The sequence below is a fragment of the Actinomadura sp. 9N215 genome, assembly GCF_044326345.1.
Classification (GTDB): domain Bacteria; phylum Actinomycetota; class Actinomycetes; order Streptosporangiales; family Streptosporangiaceae; genus Spirillospora.
This window is the reverse complement of the sequence record NZ_JBIRBA010000002.1, coordinates 308,428-324,452: the sequence shown is the minus strand read 5'-3', so window position 1 is coordinate 324,452 and position 16,025 is coordinate 308,428. Positions and strand designations below refer to the sequence as shown.

Sequence of the window (16,025 nt, the reverse complement as noted above, 5' to 3'; positions counted from 1 at the left end):
CCTCCGGCCGCACGACCCGTGACTGCGCCGGCCCAGGGGGGCCACCCCCTGGAACCCCCGTCAGCGGGCGGTGAGCCGTTTCCCGAGCCGCTGGCGCGTCTCGTGAAACGGCCCTCCGCCCGGCGGGTCGTGCGACCTCCGGCGCGGGGCGCCTCCGGCCGCACGACCCGTGACTGCGCCGGCCCAGGGGGGCGACCCCCTGAGCCCCGGGCGGCCTTCGGGCGCACGAACCGTGTTTCCGGTTGAGGGGCATGGGCGGCGGGGCTAGTTGCCCGGCTCGGGGTCGCGGGGGAGGCCGAGGAGGCGTTCGCCGATGATGTTGAGCTGGACCTCGGTGGTGCCGCCGTAGATCGTCATCGCGCGGCTGAACAGCATCGCGCGGGCCATGATGCCGCTCTCGGCGAGGGGCGTCTCGGTGGCCGCGGCGGCGCCCTGCGCGGCCCAGCAGTGGTCGGCGACGTCCTGGTTGAACTGGACGCCGAGGAGCTTGCGGACGCTGGCCTCCGCGCCCGGCTCCACGCCGTTCAGCTGCTTGAGGGTGCTGCGCAGGCCCAGCAGGTCGATCGACTGGCCCTGCGCGACGAGCGCGCCGACCTCCGGCGCGGCGACCGCGTCGAGGTCGCGTCCGCGGAAGAAGTCCAGCAGCTCGGGGACGCCCATGCCGAGGCCGCCGCCCGTCGACAGGGAGACGCGCTCGTTGGACAGGGTGTTCCGCGCGACCTGCCAGCCCCGGTTCACCTCGCCGACGACGCGGTCGTCGGGGACGAACACGCCGTCGAGGAACACCTCGCTGAACAGGGCCTCGCCGGTCAGTTCGCGCAGCGGCCGGACGTCCACGCCGTCGGACTTCATGTCCACGAGGAAGTACGTGATGCCGTCGTGCTTGGGCGCGGCGGGGTCGGTGCGGGCGATGCAGAAGCCCCATTCGGCGTGCTGGGCGAGCGACGTCCAGATCTTCTGGCCGGTGAGCCGCCAGCCGCCCTCGACGCGCTCGGCCCGCATCGACAGCGACGCCAGGTCGGAGCCGGCGCCGGGCTCGGAGAACAGCTGGCACCACACGATCCGGCCGTGCAGCGTCGGGCGGAGGAAGCGCTCCTTCTGCTCGTCCGTCCCGTACCGGACGATGGACGGCACCAGCCACGCGCCGATCCCGATGTTCGGGCCCCTGACCTTGGCGGCCCTCAGCTCCTGCTGGATGAGAATCTGCTCGGCGGGCCCGGCCTCGCGGCCCCAGGGCTTCGGGAGGTGCGGAGCGGTCCACCCCTCGTCGCCCAGCCTCGCGTGCAGCTCGGCCTTGTCCGTGACGGCGGCGAGCCCGGCGATCTCTTCGCGGATCCGCTCGCGCAGCGGCTGGGCGTCCGCGTCCAGTTCGAGGACGACCTCGCGGCGGCCGCCGTCCAGCGCGAGCGCCGCGACCTTGGCGGCCCACGTCCTGGACGGCCCGAGCAGCGCCCGCAGGGTCGAGGCGCGGCGCAGGTAGACGTGCGCGTCGTGCTCCCAGGTGAAGCCGATGCCGCCGAGGATCTGGACGGCGTCGCGGGCCGTCCGCACGCCCGCGTCGGCGGCGATGACGGCGGCGACCGCGGCGGCGAACCCGGCGCCGGGGGCGTCCTCGTCCAGGGCGCGGGCGGCGTCCCAGGCGGCGGCGCGGGCCTGTTCCAGCGCGATCAGGGCGCGGGCGGCCTTGTGCTTGACGCCCTGGAACTGGCCGATCGGGCGGCCGAACTGCTCGCGGACCTTCGCGTACTCGGCGGCGGTGGACACCAGCCACCCGGCGAGGCCCGCGGCCTCGGCGCCGAACAGGGCCGCGGCAAGGTCCCTGACGCGGTCGGCGGTGACGCCGTCGAGCACGCGGTCGGCGGCGACGGCGAGGGCGGTGACCTCGACGTCGGCGACGCGGCGGGTCCTGTCGAGGCTGGCGGCGGGCGTGACCGTGACGTCGGCGGCGTCGACGGCGATCCACCGCTCGCCGCCGTCCACCGGGAGGACGAGCACGTCCGCGAGCGCGGCGCCCAGGACCGTCCGGGACGTCCCGGACACGGCGAGCGAATCGCCGTCGCGGCGGCCGGTCAGGGCGCCGTCCAGCGCGACGGCGCCGGTCTTCGACCCGTCGGCGAGGGCGGGCAGCAGCTCGGCGCGCACCTTGGCGTTCCCGGACGCGTCGATCGCGGCGCTCGCGAGGACGGTCGGCAGGAACGGTCCGGGCGCGGCGGCGCGGCCCAGCTCCTCCAGCACGACCGCCAGTTCCAGCAGGCCGTAGCCCTGGCCGCCGTGCTCCTCGCCGAGATGCAGGCCGAGCAGGCCCTGCTCGGCCAGGGGCCGCCAGAACCCGGGCCTGGTCTCGTCGCCGGCGTCCAGCGCGGCCCGGACCGCCGCCGCCGGGATGTTGCGCTCGGCGAAGCCGCGCACCGAATCGGCGAGCGCCTCGTGCTCCTCGGTCAGCCCGATCGCCATGCGACGAACCCTCTCTCCCGCCACTGTTGACTATGATTCTAGAACAGGGTTCGGTCGAGTGGGGTGTCCGCTATGCGTCGCGTGTCGCGGAGGCGTCGGCCTCCCCGGCGGCCAGGGGCCCGCCCGCCTCCTTGCCGGACGTCCCGCGCCCCACGGCGAGGCTGGCGACGGTCGTGGCGGCGAGCGTCCCGGCGATCACCGCGAGGGACAGCCAGATCGGGATCTCCGGCGCCCACGACACGCCGTACTCGTGCATCGCGTGGAAGATCAGCTTCACGCCGATGAAGCCGAGGATGAACGCCAGCCCGTGCCCGAGGTAGACGAGCCGGTCGGTCAGCCCGCCGAGCAGGAAGTACAGCTGGACGAGCCCCATCAGCGCGAACGCGTTGGCGGTGAACACCAGGTACGGCTCGGTCGTCAGCCCGAAGATCGCGGGGATGGAGTCCAGCGCGAACAGCACGTCGGTGGAGCCGATCGCGATCATGACGACGGCCATCGGGGTCAGGTACCGGCGGCCGCCGTGCCGGGTGACGAACCGGGACCCGTCGTACTCGTCGGACGTCGGGATGACCCGCTTCGCCCACCGCAGCAACCTGTTCTCCTCGAACTCGTCGTCGTCCCCGCGGACGAGCCCGATCGCCGTCCAGATGAGGAACGCGCCGAAGATGAAGAACACCCAGGTGAACGTGGAGATCGCCGCGGCGCCGACGGCGATGAAGACGCCCCGCAGCACCAGCGCGATCACGATGCCCGCCATCAGCACGGTGTGCTGGGCGTGCTTCGGCACGGCGAACCGGGTGAGGATCACCATGAACACGAACAGGTTGTCGACGCTGAGGCTCTTCTCGGTGACGAACCCGCCGTAGTACTCGGCCGCGTACCGCCCGCCGGAGAACAGCCAGACGCCGAGGCCGAACAGCACGGCGAGGCCGATGTAGACCACCGACCAGAACGCGGCGCGCCGGGTGGTGAACTCGCGGGTGTCGTTGCGGTGGATCAGGAAGAGGTCGGCGGCGATGACGGCGAGGATCCCCGCGATGGTGAGTCCCCACACCAGGGGTGAGACGGACAAAGGTGAAGCACCTCCAGCGGACACGAACGAGCGCCGGAGGTCTCTCCCGCCCAGGAACAACCGGGTTCTCGGGGCCGCGGAACCCGGGCCGATATGGACCGACCGTATTGACGGGAACCGTGCGCGGGGATACTCCCCTCCACGTCCCCCTACAACGCGACCTCGCGCGCCGGAGTTCCCTCTCTCGTCACATTTGTCTACTTGCGGGCACCCGCAAGTTCCAGATAGAGGGCGGCGAGCTGGTCGACGGCGTCGTCCTCGCCGGGCAGCTTGGCCGAGCGCTGCGCGGCGGCCGAGGCGAGCCGGGCGGCGAGCGCCGGGTCGTCCAGGACGCGGCTCACCGCGCGTTCCAGGGCGTCCGCGTCGCCCGGCGGGACGAGCAGCGCCGCCTCGCTCTCCGGGCCGTGCAGCAGCGGGCCGGCGCCGTCCGCGGGACGCTCACCCGCGCCGACCATGCCGGGGATGCCGCCGACCCGGGTCGCGACGAGCGGCCGTCCCGCCCGCAGGATCTCCTGGACGACCAGCGGCTGCCCCTCCCACACGCTCGGGACGACCGTCACGTCGGACGCGGCGAGCAGGCCCGCGACGTCCGGGCGGCGGCCGAGCAGCCGGACGGGCAGGTCCTCGGCGTCGATCCTGGCGCGCAGCTCGTCCTCCAGCGGGCCGTCCCCGACGATCGCGACGAACGGCGGCGGGGTGCGGCCGGCCCAGGCGCGCGCCGCGTCCAGCAGCGTCGGCAGGCCCTTCTGCTCGGCGAGCCGGGCCACCGTGACGATCAGCGGCCGCTCCCCCACGTCCAGCTCGGCCCGCAGGTCGGCGCGGACCGCCGGGCCCGGCGGCGCCTGCGGCGCGGGCGCGGGGACGATCGCGTGCCCGACCGACCGGGCGCCCAGCGACCGCATCCGCTCCTCCAGGTCGGGCGACACCCCGAGGACGCACGTCGCGCCGCGCGCCACGATCCGCTCCAGCGTCCCGTAGACGGCGGCCGTCCGCCCGCCCGCGATGACGGCGTTGTGGAGCGTGACGACCAGCGGCGGCCCGCCCCGCGAGACGCGCAGCGGGCCCGGCGCGAGCCGCGCGCACGCGCCCACCGCGAGCGCGCCGGCGCGCAGCCCGTGCGCGTGGACGACGTCCGCGCCGCGCAGCAGCGACCGCAGCCGCCGCACGGCCCTGGCGTCGCTCAGCGGGCGCGGCCGGTCCGCGACGTCGATCTCGGCGAAGCGGACGCCGCCGCCCGCGAACCCGAACAGCTCCTCGGTCGACGCGGGCCCGCACACCAGCACGCGCGCGCCGCGCCCCGCCAGGCGCCGGGCGACGGACCGGACGTGCTTCCCGACGCCGCCCGCGGCGGTCCCGAGGACGACGGCGACGCGCAGCCCGTCCAGCTCCCTCGTGTCAGACATGACGGGTGATCCTCCGGCTCAGGACGGCCCGCAGGTCACGGCCGTCGATCACGAATGCGACGATCAGGAAGGCGGCGGCGGCCACGAGCGCGGCGAGCATACCGGTCCCGACGTTGCGGAGTTCGCCGCCCGGGCCGGTTCCGCCCGTCCCGAGCAGCGCGGCGGTCGCGTAACCGGCCGCGCCCCCCGCGGCGGCGCCCGCCAGCCCGGCCGCCAGCGCGCGCGGTATCCCGGCCACGGACGCGGCGCCCCTGGCGCGCAGGAGCGTTCCCAGCAGCAGCGCGCCCGCGACGGTCATCCCGGCCGCGTTGCCCGCGCCGAGCGCCGCCACCACCCACTGCCGGTCGGCCGACAGGACGAGCGCGACGTCCGCGACCATCACCACCAGCCAGCCCGAGACGACCGCCGCCGCGCCCATCCGTCCCCGGTGGCACGCGAACAGGACGCGCCCGAGATGCGCGACGAGCCCGTAGCCGAGAAGGCCCGGCGCGAACGCCAGCACCGCGCGGGACAGCACGTCCTGCTGGTCGGGGTGGCCGGGGTTGAACACCGCGCCGATCGGGACTGCGACGGCCGCCAGCGCCGCCGCCCCCGCGCACGACACCAGGATCACCGCGCGGGTCGTGGACGCGGTGACCTGGTCGAACCGCTCCTGCTCGCCCGCGCTCATCCGCGCCGACAGCATCGGGAACGCGCTCGTCGCGATCGGCACGGCCAGGATCGCCCACGGCAGCAGGTAGATCGCCCACGCGTACTGGTAGTTGGCGAGCGCGCCGCCCGTCCCCTCGTAGCTGAGCCGGACGACGAGCAGCGCCGACAGCTGCTGCGCCGCGACGGTCGCGAGCCCGGCGAGCGCGAGCCGCCGCACGCGCCGCGCGACGCCGTCCGGGAACCGCAGCGTCGGGCGCAGCCCGAGTCGCAGCCGCCACGCCGCGATCCCGGCGGTGACGGCCATCGCGACGCCGCCGAGCGCGGTCCCGATCGACAAGGTCAGCTCCGCGTCCAGCGGGAGACCCGCCAGGTCGTTCTCGTAGCCGCGGCCGAGCGGCGCGTACGCCACGTACGCGGCGATCACCACGAGGCTCGACATCAGCGGCGCCAGCGCGGGCGCGACGAACCGGCGGTGCGACTGCAACAGCCCGTACAGGACGACCGCCATCCCGTACATCACCATCTGCGCCGACATGATCGCGAGCATGGTGGAGCCGACGTCCACGATCTCGCCGCGCGAGCAGCCCTTCAGGTCGTCGCCGACCAGCAGCTCCATGATCGGACCGGAGCCGAGCGCCAGCAGCGCCGACAGCGGCACCATCAGCACGACGATCCAGGTCAGCAGCGCCGACCCGATCCGGCGGACCTGCTCGCGGTCGCCGCGTTCCGCGGGCCCCGCGAGGACCGGCACGACCATGCTGGCCAGCGCGCCGCCCGCGACGATCTCGTAGACGATGCTGGGGAACTGCGTCGAGGTGAAGTACGCCTGGCTGAGGCACGACGTGGTGACCGTCTGCGAGAACGCGTAGGTGCGCCCGAACCCGGCCAGCCGCGACAGGACGGTGATGACGGCGATCACCACGGCCGCGCCGGCGAGCCCGCCGGTCAGGCGGCGCAGCACAGGGGACACGGTCGTCGGAGGCTCACTCGTCGATGTCGGGGGGCGGCGCGGCTAGGCGGGGTCGGCGGTGACGCCGTTCCCGGCCGGCCCGGGCTGGGGCGGGACGGACGCGCGGAACGCGTCGTCCATGTCTGGCTTCTCCGCCTCGCCGGAGGGGGCCGGGGACGGCACGGCGGCGGGCCTGCGGCCGAGCAGGTCGATGCGGTTCAGCACCGGGTTCCCCGCGATGACCTTGGTGAAGCTGACGAACTCGCTGGCCGCGTTCAGCCCGGCGAGCCCGGCCAGGACGGCGAGCCGCGGCCCGCGCCCGAGCCGCGTGGCGGACAGGCCGAGCAGCGCGCCGAGCGCGTTCGCGCCGGTGTCGCCGAGCATCGCGCGCTCGCCGAGGTCCTCGGGCAGGAGCGCGGCGGCGGCGCCGAGCGGCGCGGCCACGACCGCCGACCCGGACTTGGTCAGCGCCAGCGGCGCGCCGGCGATCAGGCCGACCTTGACGGCCCGCCCGGGGCGCAGGTCGAACAGGTTCATCAGGTTCGCGGCCCCGGCGATGATCGCGCCGTTGAGGAGGGCGTCGAAGGCGCGTCCCGTCCGGGACGGGGCGGGCGACCCGGCGATCGCGGCGGCGGCGAGGCCGGTCGCCCCGATGCCGAGGATCTTGACCGCGCCGCTGGTGACCTCGCCGCGGGCGAGCGCGGCCAGATGGCCCTTGAAGCCGCGGGACGACGCGGACCCCGCGAGGTCGTCGTAGCCGCCGAGCAGCGCCGACCCGGTCCCCGCGAGGAGCGCGGCGGCGCGCATCCGGCCGGGGGTGCCGGGCGCGAGGAGCCCGGCCGCGGCGGCGCCCGCGACGAAGGCGGGCCCCTCCAGCAGCGTCACCGGCTCGCCGCGATGGTTCGTGCGGCCCCATACCTCCTCGCCCGGCAGGCCGTTCAGCCCGGGCGGGCGCCGCGTCAGCGCGCCGTAGGCGGCACGCGCGGCGACCGCGCCGAGGCCCGCCCCGGCCAGCAGCCTGGCCGCCCTCGCCGTCCCCGAGGCCCGGCCGGTCGCCCGGCCGCCGGCAATGCGTCGCTTCATCAGGTCACCCGTTCTTCCCCGGCGTGGGCGCGGGCGACGGCGCGTAGCCGCTCGCGCCGGGGCCCGTGCCGTACTGCCCGGACTTGCCGCTCATCTCGTCCTGCAGCGCCAGGATCGTCACGACCTGCCCGGACGCGGTGTCCACCACGTCGACGGCGGAGACCGAGTCCTCGGCGTCGGAGTCACGCAGCGCCGCGATCAGCCCGCCCTCCTGCGCGGAGGTCGGCGGGCCACCGACGACGGTACCGCGCCCGGCGCCGTCGAGTGCGGACGCCAGCGAGATCAGCGCCTTGTTGTGGTCACCGCCGCCGTCGTAGGCGTACGGGGTGGCGGGCCCGACCATGACGGCCATCGTCGCGTGCTGCCCCGGCTTGCCGCTCTCGGTGATGTATCCGGCCTGCTTGAAGGCGTTCATGACGGCGCCGCCCGCGGCGTCCTCCCGGCCCGACTTCGCGGGGTCCTTGGTGACGAGGGCGCTCGCGAGGACGGTGCCCGCCTTCTCGTACGCGGACGCGTTGTCGGGGAACTCGACGCCGTCGGGCTTCAACTGCGTGGCGAGCTCGTCGACCGTGGTGCGCTGGTCGTCGTCCAGGAACTTCTTCTGGACGGTGACGCGCCCGGTGACGGCGGCGCCCGCGCTCTTGGCGAGCTCGCCGATCCGCTCAAGGCCGTCGTCGCCGGCGCCCGGCGCCTCGATGAACACCACGGACTGGCCCCTGAGCCGGTTGACGACGATCTGCGACGACAGCAGCTGGGCGAACTGCTCCTGCCCGTTCACCTGGTGCTGCAGCTGCCGCTGCTGCAGGCGGGCCTGCTGGGCGGTCTTGGCCGCCGAGTTCGCCCGCTGGCGCAGCGTGTCGCTCACCGAGTCCGACAGCGTGGTGGAGCCGAGCACGATGCCGAGCGCCAGCGCGAGGAAGATCGCGACGATGGAGACGAGGTGGTAGCGGAAATCGATCACGTGAAGAGTCCGGTCAGCCAGAAGACGAAGGCGTGCCAGCGGTCGGCGAGCAGGGGGCTGATGACGCCCCCCGCCGGGGACATGGCGACGGCGGTGACGATGGCGACGACCGCGCCGAGGACGAGGAACAGCAGCGACCAGGTGGAGATCCGGCTGCGGTAGAGCCGGCTGACGCCCTTGGCGTCCACCAGCTTGCTGCCGACCCGCAGCCGGGTGAGGAACGTGCTGGCCATGCCGGCGCGGCCCTTGTCGAGGAACTCGACCATGTTGGCGTGCGTGCCGACCGCGACGATGAGCGTGGCGCCCTTGTCGTCGGCGAGCAGCATCGCGATGTCCTCGCTGGTGGCGGTGGCGGGGAACGTCACCGCCTCCTGGCCCAGCTCGTGGACGCGCTTCAGGCCCGGCGCGCGGCCGTCCCGGTAGGCGTGCACGACGATCTCGGCGCCGCAGGTCAGCGCGTCGTCGGAGACCGAGTCCATGTCGCCGACGATCATGTCGGGGCGGTACCCGGCCTCCAGCAGCGCGTCGGCGCCGCCGTCCACCCCGATGAGGACGGGACGGTACTCGCGGATGTACGGCCGCAGGGTCGCGATGTCCTCGCGGTAGTGGTAGCCGCGGACGACGATCAGCGCGTGCCGCCCCGCGAGCTTCGTGCTGACCTCCGGGACGCCGACGCCGTCGATGAGCAGGTCGCGCTCGCGCTTGACGTACTCCATCGTGTTGGCGACGAACGCCTCCAGCTGCGTCGCGAGGCCCGCCTTCGCCTCGACCAGCGCCGTCAGGACGCTCTCGGGCGTCTGCTCGGTGCCCTTGGCGACGACGTCCTCGCCCTTCTGGCCGACACGGTGGACGGCGCAGCCCGCGACGCGGACCTGGTCGCCCTCGTGCAGCTTGCTGAAGATCTCGGGGCCTACGTCGTCCACCAGCGGGATGTCGGCGTCCAGCAGGATCTGCGGGCCGAGGTTCGGGTAGCGTCCCGAGATGCTCGGCGCGACGTTCACGACCGCGCCGGCCCCGCACGCCACCAGCGCCTCGGCGCTGACGCGGTCGAGATCGACGTGGTCGATCACCGCGACCTCGCCGGGCTGCAGGCGCTTGGTCAGGTCCTTGGTGCGGCGGTCGAGCCGCACCGTGGCGCTGACGCCGGGCAGGCCGTCGTCGCGGGCCAGGCCGAGCGTCAGCACGCGCCGCGGCAGCATCTGCGCCAGCCGGACGCGCCGCTCTGTGGTGGGTGACGGCTCGTTCATCAATTGCCATCCTGCCAGAGCACGGAACCGAACACGGGAAACGGCGAGTGTCCAGGCGTGTCCATTCGCGCACCGTCTGTAGTTTTTCGGGAGGGGTGGGCGGTCGTCCCCCTCAATGACGCGCGGTTTTCGGGGAGTTGTTGCCGGATACCGGTTACCGTTCGGCGGACGCCATTTCGAGGAGTTCCTCGGCGTGGGCGCGGCCGAGTTCGGAGTCCTCAAGCCCGGCGAGCATCCGCGACAGTTCCCGCACGCGGCCCTCCTGGTCCAGGGCGGTGACGCCGCTGCTGGTGACCGTGCCGTCGTCGGACTTCTCCACCAGCAGGTGCCGGTCGGCGAACGCCGCGACCTGCGGCAGGTGCGTGACGACGATCACCTGCGCGTTGCGGGCCAGCCGCGCCAGCCGCCGCCCGATCTCCACCGCCGCCTTGCCGCCGACGCCCGCGTCGACCTCGTCGAACACGAACGTCGGCACCGGGTCGGCGCCGGCGAACACGACCTCGATGGCCAGCATCACGCGCGACAGCTCGCCGCCGGACGCGCCCTTGTGCAGCGGCAGCGGCTTCGACCCGGGATGCGGCGCGAGCCGCACCTCGACCTCGTCGACGCCGTGCGGGCCGTACTCCCCGGTCGGGGCGACGGTGACGCTGACGCGGGCGTGCGGCATCGCCAGCGCGGTCAGCTCCCCGGTGACCGCGTCGGAGAACCGCTCGGCGGCGCGGGTGCGGACCTCGGTCAGCTCGCCCGCCTCCGCCGCGAGCCGCTCGGTCAGCTCGGCGTGCTCGGCCCGGAGCTCCTCGATGCGGTCGTCGTCGCCCTCCAGCTCGGTGAGCCGCGCCGCCGACCGCCGCGCCCACTCCAGGACCTCCGTCGTGGTCGCCTCTGCGCCGCCGTACTTGCGGATCAGCGCGGTCACGTCGGCGCGCCTCTCCTGGACGACCGCGAGCCGCGCCGGGTCGGCGTCCACCGACTCGGCGTAGGCGGCGAGGTCGGTGCCGACGTCGTTGACGAGGTACCCGGCCTCGGCGAGCCGGTCGGCGAGCCCGGCCAGCTCGGCATCGTGGTCGCGGACGGCGTCCAGCGCGTTGCGGGCCTGGCCGAGCAGGCTCGTCACGTTCGCGGCCTCGATCGCGGCGGACGGGTCGCCGAGCAGCGCCTCATGGGCCGTGTCCGCGGCGCCGCGCAGCGCGTCGGCGTGCCCGAGCCGCTCCTCCTCGGCGGCGAGGTCGGCGTCCTCGCCGTCCTTCGGGTCGACCTTCTCGATCTCCTCCAGGCCGAAGCGGAGCATCTCCGCCTCCTGGGCGCGCTCTCGGGCGCGGGTGGTCAGCTCGTCCAGCAGCGCGGTGACCTGCCGGTGCCGCTGGTACGCCGCCGTGTAGGCGCGCATCGGCTTGGTCAGCGCGGCGCCCGCGTACCGGTCGAGCGCGCCGCGCTGCCGGGACGCCTGCAACAGCCGCTGCTGGTCGGACTGCCCGTGCACGGCGACGAGATCGTCCGCCAAATTGATCAGCACGTTCACCGGGACGGACCGGCCGCCGAGGAACGCGCGGGAGCGGCCCTCCGCCGACACCGACCGGGTCACGATCAGCGCGCCGTCGTCCAGCTCGCCGCCGGCCTCCTCCACGCGCTCGACGACGCGTCCGCCGGGGTCGACGACGATCCGGCCCTCGACGGTGGCGCGGTCGGCGCCGGGCCTGACCCGCTGCGGGTCCGCGCGCCCGCCGAACATCAGCCCGAGGCTGGTGACGACCATCGTCTTGCCCGCCCCGGTCTCACCGGTCACGACGTTGAAACCCGGGGACAGGTCGAGCACGGCCTCATCGATCACTCCGAGGCCCTCGATCCGCACCTCATCGACCATCGGGCGCACCAGCGTCACAACCCTCCGCGAACAGATCCGGGATCAGCGCCTGTCGGAGATTATCCCCTCTGATCGCGTGGCGCGTCCCCGCCGATCCCCGGGGCGTCCGCGACCTGCGAGTCCTCCAGCGGAGGTGACGGATGGGACGGCTGCCTGACCCGCCCGCGCCACCCCGTCACGGGCAGCCCGAACTTCGTGACGAGCCGGTCGGTGAACGGGGTCAGGTGCAGCCGCGCCAGCCGCACCGGCTCCGCGCCCCGCCGGACCTCCACCCGCACGCCGGGCGGCAGGTCGAGCGTGCGGCGCCCGTCGCACCACAGGACGGCGCGCGGCGTGCCCGGCAGCACCTCCACCGCGACCAGCGAGCGCGGCGACACCACCAGCGGCCGCGCGAACAGCGAGTGCGCGCTGATCGGCACGACCAGCATCGCCTCGACCTCCGGCCACACCACCGGGCCGCCGGCGGAGAACGCGTACGCGGTCGAGCCGGTCGGCGTCGCGCACACCACCCCGTCGCAGCCCCAGTTCGACAGCGGGCGGCCGTCGATCTCGGCGACGACCTCCAGCATCCGCTCCCGCTCGGCCTTCTCGATGCTCGCCTCGTTCAGCGCCCACGTCGTGCCCATGACCGAGCCGTTGAGGCGGGCGGTGACGTCGACGGTCATCCGCTCCTCGACGTCGTAGCGGCGGGTCACCACCCGGTCGACGGTGGCGGCGAGGTCGTCGCGCTCCGCCTCGGCGAGGAACCCGACGTGGCCGAGGTTGACGCCGAGGATCGGCGTCCCCGCGCTGCGGGTCAGGTCGGCGGCGCGCAGGAGCGTCCCGTCCCCACCGAGGACCATGACGACCTCGGCGTCCTCGGCGGCCGCGGCGCTGCTCGGCATGACGTCGACGCCCGCGGCGCCGATCGCCGCGGCCTCGCCGTCCAGGACCCGCACGCTGATCCCGGCCTCGCTGAGCCGCTCGATGACCAGCTGTGCGCTGCGGACCGCCTCCGGCCGCCCGGTGTGCGTCACGACCAGCACCGACCTCTTGCTCATGCTCTCGCCCCACTCCCCGGCGCGCTCGCGCGCGCTTCCCTGTGGGGAGCGGCCCCCCACGCCCCCCGCCTCGCTTCGCTCGCTCTTTCGGACGTCTGGACGAACGTCCCCCGAAGGGTCGTTCCCGGTTCGGACGCCTTCTGTACGCGCCGCGGGCCGAAGCCGATCACTGAATCGCCCTCCTCCGACGTTTCCGCAGAGTGCGGCGCCGTCCGGCCGGGCCGGTGAAGGAGGTGGCTCATTGCGGGCCGTCCGCAATGGCCTTGGCGAGGCCGGCCTCGTCGAGCGGCGGGGCCTCCGCGCGCAGCCACAGGAAGTACTCGACGTTCCCCGACGGGCCGGGCAGCGGGCTCGCCGCCACCCCGAGCACGCCGAGGCCGAGCGTCGCCGCGTGCTCGGCCACGCCCCGCACCGCGGCGGCGCGCAGCTCCGGGTCGCGGACGACGCCGCCCGCGCCGACCCGGTCCTTGCCGACCTCGAACTGCGGCTTCACCATCATCGCGAAGTCGGCGCCGGGCGCCGTGCACGCGCGCACCGGCCCGAGGACGAGCCGCAGCGAGATGAACGACAGGTCGCCGACGACGAGATCCGGCGGCGTGCCGCCGAGCATGTCGGGGCGGAGGTCGCGGACGTTCGTCCGCTCCAGGACGGTGACGCGGTCGTCGGTGCGCAGCGACCAGGCGATCTGGCCGTAGCCGACGTCCACCGCGTACACCTGCGCGGCGCCCGCCCGCAGGAGGACGTCGGTGAACCCGCCGGTGGACGCGCCCGCGTCCAGGCACACGCGGCCTTTCACGTCCAGGCCCTCGAAGGCCTGGAGGGCGCCGGCGAGCTTGTGCCCGCCGCGCGAGACGTAGTCGGGACCCGCGCCCGCGTCGGCCACGACGATCGCGGCGGCGGCCTCCACCTGCGTCGCGGCCTTCTCCGCCGTCCGCCCGCCGACCCGGACCAGCCCGTCGCCGATCAGCCGGGCCGCGTGCTCGCGCGACCGCGCCAGGCCGCGCCGGACCAGCTCCGCGTCCAGCCGGCGCCTAGTGCTCATCGGCCCGGTTCATGGACGCGGCCGGAGCGCGTCGGGAAAGGCGGGACGGGACGCCCCCGCCTGCTGGCCGGGCTGCGCGGGCTCGGCCGGACGCGGCACGCGCGGAGGCTCCGGCACCTGCGGAGCGTGCGGCGCCTGCGGAGCGTGCGGCACGTGCGGGGGCTGCGGGTCGTCCTGGTCGGCGGCGGCGAGGAGCTCCTGCAGCCGCTGGTGGACGTCCTCGAAGATCTCCACATGCTCGGGGACGGGCCGCGCGCCGAGCTCGCCGAGGCGGGCGACGGCGGCGTCCACGCGCGGATCGCCGGTCGGGTCGGGCGGCGGGACGGCCGGGAACTCCGGCTCCGCCGGGGCCTCGCCGGCCTCGGGGACCTGGACCTCCCGTCCTTCCGCGGCCTCGTCGGACATCACGTTTACCTCCCAGTAGACCCTCCGCGCCCGCGGCCGAGTCGCTTCCGGCTCATCCCGAACGCTACCGTCCCTGAACGACATCGCTGCCGAGGGAACGGGGAACGGCCTGACCATGGCGAACGAGGAGGAGTGCCGCGCGGCGCTGGGCCGCGTCGCGGCACGGCTGGCGGAGGTGGACGCCGACCGGCTCGCCGAGCACGTCGTCGAGCGGACGATCAGCTGCCACGTCCCGGACCTCGGGCTGGTCTACCGCACCCGGCTCCACCCCGGCGGTCTCGACCCGTTCGAGCTCGACGGCGACCCGGGGGACGCGCAGGTCCGCCTCACGGTGAACAGCGACGACCTCGTCGCCATGGCCGCCGACGAGCTGAGCCCCACCAGGGCGTGGGCCGAGGGCAGGCTCAAGATCGAGGCGAGCATCTTCGACCTCCTCCGCCTCAGGAAGATGCTCTGATCTAGAGCCCGAGGACCTTCAGCGCCGCCGCGACCGCCTGTGCAGGAGGGGGCGTGGGCGTTTGCCAGGCGGCGGAGGCGAGGGCGCGGAGGCCGTCGTAGGGGGCGCCTGAGCCGTCGATCGTGAACGCGCCGCCGTCGCGGCGGGCCGTCCAGCCGCCGCAGCGGTGGCCGTCGCCCTCCCGGACGGTCTCCGGGTGCGGGACGAGGAGCCCGCCCAAGTCGGCGGCCAGGTACGTGGGCCGCTGGTGCGGCGGGGCGGTGAGGGCGTGCGCCGGGTCGGTGACGCCGGTGAACACGAGGAGGCTGTCGGCGTCCCCGTTGCGGGCGCCCTCGATGTCGGTGTCGAGTCGGTCGCCGACCACGAGCGGCCGCCGGGCGCCGGTGCGCCGGACCGACTCCTGGTGCAGCGGCCGCTCCGGCTTGCCCGCGACGATCGGCTCGACGCCGGTCGCGGAGCTGATCACGCGGAGCAGGGAGCCGTTGCCCGGGTTCGGGGGGCCGTCGCCGCCGGGGATGGTCAGGTCGCCGTTGGAGCCGACGAACAGCGCGCCCTCGCTGACGGCCCGCGCGCCTTCGGACAGCAGCCCGTACCCGACGTCCGGGTGGAAGCCCTGGACGACGGCGGCGGGCCGTCCGGCCGCGGTGGACACGGGCCGCAGCCCCTGCGCGTAGAGGGCGTGCCGCAGGCCCATGCCGCCGACCACGAGCACCTCGGACCCGGCGGGGAGCCGCTCGGCGAGCAGGCGGGCGGCGGCCTGCGCGGAGGTCACCACGTCGTCCGCGTCCGCCGGGACGCCGACGTCGGTGAGCAGCGCCGCGACCGCGGACGGCGTCCGGGAGGCGTTGTTGGTCACGAACGCGAGCCGCTGCCCCGCCGCGCGGGCCTTGGCGAGCGACTCGGCCGCCGCCGGGACGGGCCTGCGGCCGACGTAGACGACCCCGTCGAGGTCGAGCAGCGCGACGTCGTACGCCTCGCACAGTGGACGGTCGCTGCCTCGCATGAAGCTCCTCATCAGCGGCGGTACTTCAGGGTGGCCCTGGCGTGCTGGAGCGCCTTCGCGTAGTCGCCGTTCTCGGGGCGCATGGCCGCGGCGAGCGCCAGATGCTCCACCGCGCCCTCGAAGTCGCCCATCCGGCTGAGCGCGAGCCCGAGGCCGAAGCGGGCGTAGTCCTCGGCGGGCTCCTCCTCGACGATCCACCGGAAGCTCTCCGCCGCCGCGCCGAACTGCCGCGCCCCGAACTGGGCGCGGGCGAGCGCCTCCCGGATGCTGTGCGACCTGGGCTCGGCGTCGGCGGCCCTCGCCAGCAGCTGCAGCGCCGCCCCGGCGCTGCCCGACCTGAGCAGCTCCAGCCCCCGCGTGTACCACTCGTACACGCCGCCGCCGGGGGAGGCGGCAT

14 protein-coding genes are annotated in these 16,025 nt (G+C 74.8%); 1 reads left to right on the top strand and 13 read right to left on the bottom strand.

Translation table 11 applies throughout. The annotated features are described in order from the left end of the window. Window positions 1-264: 264 nt before the first annotated feature. From ACH34T_RS04210 to ACH34T_RS04160, 11 genes are all read right to left on the bottom strand, one after another. Window positions 265-2,454, bottom strand: coding sequence for an acyl-CoA dehydrogenase (locus ACH34T_RS04210; protein ID WP_395990595.1), 2,190 nt, complete (start codon window positions 2,452-2,454; stop codon window positions 265-267). Window positions 2,455-2,524: 70 nt separating this feature from the next. Continuing rightward, the gene (locus ACH34T_RS04205; RefSeq protein ID WP_395990594.1) at window positions 2,525-3,526 is read right to left on the bottom strand and encodes a TerC family protein; all 1,002 of its coding nucleotides are present in this window, start codon (window positions 3,524-3,526) and stop codon (window positions 2,525-2,527) included. Window positions 3,527-3,723: 197 nt separating this feature from the next. Next, window positions 3,724-4,929 (bottom strand): glycosyltransferase, encoded by a 1,206-nt coding sequence (locus ACH34T_RS04200; protein ID WP_395990593.1) that lies wholly within the window; start codon window positions 4,927-4,929, stop codon window positions 3,724-3,726. After that, window positions 4,922-6,550, bottom strand: coding sequence for a murein biosynthesis integral membrane protein MurJ (gene murJ / locus ACH34T_RS04195; protein ID WP_395990592.1), 1,629 nt, complete (start codon window positions 6,548-6,550; stop codon window positions 4,922-4,924). Before murJ ends, ACH34T_RS04200 begins: the two co-directional genes overlap by 8 nt. A gap of 42 nt (window positions 6,551-6,592) precedes the next feature. Then, the gene (locus ACH34T_RS04190; RefSeq protein WP_395990591.1) at window positions 6,593-7,612 is read right to left on the bottom strand and encodes a hypothetical protein; all 1,020 of its coding nucleotides are present in this window, start codon (window positions 7,610-7,612) and stop codon (window positions 6,593-6,595) included. A gap of 4 nt (window positions 7,613-7,616) precedes the next feature. Beyond that, the gene (locus ACH34T_RS04185) at window positions 7,617-8,573 is read right to left on the bottom strand and encodes a copper transporter (protein ID WP_395990590.1); all 957 of its coding nucleotides are present in this window, start codon (window positions 8,571-8,573) and stop codon (window positions 7,617-7,619) included. Continuing rightward, entirely contained in the window at window positions 8,570-9,772 is a 1,203-nt protein-coding gene (gene steA, locus ACH34T_RS04180) for a putative cytokinetic ring protein SteA (RefSeq protein WP_395990858.1), read from the bottom strand. Before steA ends, ACH34T_RS04185 begins: the two co-directional genes overlap by 4 nt. A gap of 202 nt (window positions 9,773-9,974) precedes the next feature. Then, window positions 9,975-11,681 carry a DNA repair protein RecN gene (recN, locus tag ACH34T_RS04175; RefSeq protein ID WP_395990589.1) on the bottom strand — a complete coding sequence of 569 codons (1,707 nt, stop codon included), beginning with the start codon at window positions 11,679-11,681 and terminating at the stop codon, window positions 9,975-9,977. Between the two features lie 59 nt (window positions 11,682-11,740). After that, window positions 11,741-12,721, bottom strand: a complete 981-nt coding sequence (locus tag ACH34T_RS04170; protein WP_395990588.1) for an NAD kinase — start codon at window positions 12,719-12,721, stop codon at window positions 11,741-11,743. A gap of 238 nt (window positions 12,722-12,959) precedes the next feature. Then, window positions 12,960-13,763 carry a TlyA family RNA methyltransferase gene (locus ACH34T_RS04165; protein ID WP_395990587.1) on the bottom strand — a complete coding sequence of 268 codons (804 nt, stop codon included), beginning with the start codon at window positions 13,761-13,763 and terminating at the stop codon, window positions 12,960-12,962. 9 nt (window positions 13,764-13,772) lie between these two features. Continuing rightward, window positions 13,773-14,168, bottom strand: a complete 396-nt coding sequence (locus ACH34T_RS04160) for a hypothetical protein (protein ID WP_395990586.1) — start codon at window positions 14,166-14,168, stop codon at window positions 13,773-13,775. A 115-nt stretch (window positions 14,169-14,283) separates the two neighbouring features. Here ACH34T_RS04160 and ACH34T_RS04155 point away from each other — a divergent pair, with 115 nt between their 5' ends. Beyond that, window positions 14,284-14,625, top strand: a complete 342-nt coding sequence (locus tag ACH34T_RS04155; RefSeq protein WP_395990585.1) for an SCP2 sterol-binding domain-containing protein — start codon at window positions 14,284-14,286, stop codon at window positions 14,623-14,625. A gap of 1 nt (window position 14,626) precedes the next feature. Here ACH34T_RS04155 and ACH34T_RS04150 read toward each other — a convergent pair whose 3' ends face one another. Continuing rightward, the gene (locus tag ACH34T_RS04150) at window positions 14,627-15,628 is read right to left on the bottom strand and encodes an HAD-IIA family hydrolase (RefSeq protein WP_395990584.1); all 1,002 of its coding nucleotides are present in this window, start codon (window positions 15,626-15,628) and stop codon (window positions 14,627-14,629) included. A gap of 11 nt (window positions 15,629-15,639) precedes the next feature. Beyond that, window positions 15,640-16,002, bottom strand: coding sequence for a tetratricopeptide repeat protein (locus ACH34T_RS04145; RefSeq protein ID WP_395990583.1), 363 nt, complete (start codon window positions 16,000-16,002; stop codon window positions 15,640-15,642). Window positions 16,003-16,025 lie beyond the last annotated feature (23 nt).

What these genes read in the sequence shown, in the direction of transcription:
- ACH34T_RS04210 (WP_395990595.1), bottom strand. Translation starts at nt 2,454, where the DNA reads ATGGCGATCGGGCTGACCGAGGAGCACGAGGCGCTCGCCGATTCGGTG.
- ACH34T_RS04200 (WP_395990593.1), bottom strand. Translation starts at nt 4,929, where the DNA reads ATGTCTGACACGAGGGAGCTGGACGGGCTGCGCGTCGCCGTCGTCCTC.
- ACH34T_RS04190 (WP_395990591.1), bottom strand. Translation starts at nt 7,612, where the DNA reads ATGAAGCGACGCATTGCCGGCGGCCGGGCGACCGGCCGGGCCTCGGGG.
- steA (WP_395990858.1), bottom strand. Translation starts at nt 9,772, where the DNA reads ATGCTGCCGCGGCGCGTGCTGACGCTCGGCCTGGCCCGCGACGACGGC.
- recN (WP_395990589.1), bottom strand. Translation starts at nt 11,681, where the DNA reads ATGGTCGATGAGGTGCGGATCGAGGGCCTCGGAGTGATCGATGAGGCC.
- ACH34T_RS04170 (WP_395990588.1), bottom strand. Translation starts at nt 12,721, where the DNA reads ATGAGCAAGAGGTCGGTGCTGGTCGTGACGCACACCGGGCGGCCGGAG.
- ACH34T_RS04165 (WP_395990587.1), bottom strand. Translation starts at nt 13,763, where the DNA reads ATGAGCACTAGGCGCCGGCTGGACGCGGAGCTGGTCCGGCGCGGCCTG.
- ACH34T_RS04160 (WP_395990586.1), bottom strand. Translation starts at nt 14,168, where the DNA reads ATGTCCGACGAGGCCGCGGAAGGACGGGAGGTCCAGGTCCCCGAGGCC.
- ACH34T_RS04155 (WP_395990585.1), top strand. Translation starts at nt 14,284, where the DNA reads ATGGCGAACGAGGAGGAGTGCCGCGCGGCGCTGGGCCGCGTCGCGGCA.
- ACH34T_RS04150 (WP_395990584.1), bottom strand. Translation starts at nt 15,628, where the DNA reads ATGCGAGGCAGCGACCGTCCACTGTGCGAGGCGTACGACGTCGCGCTG.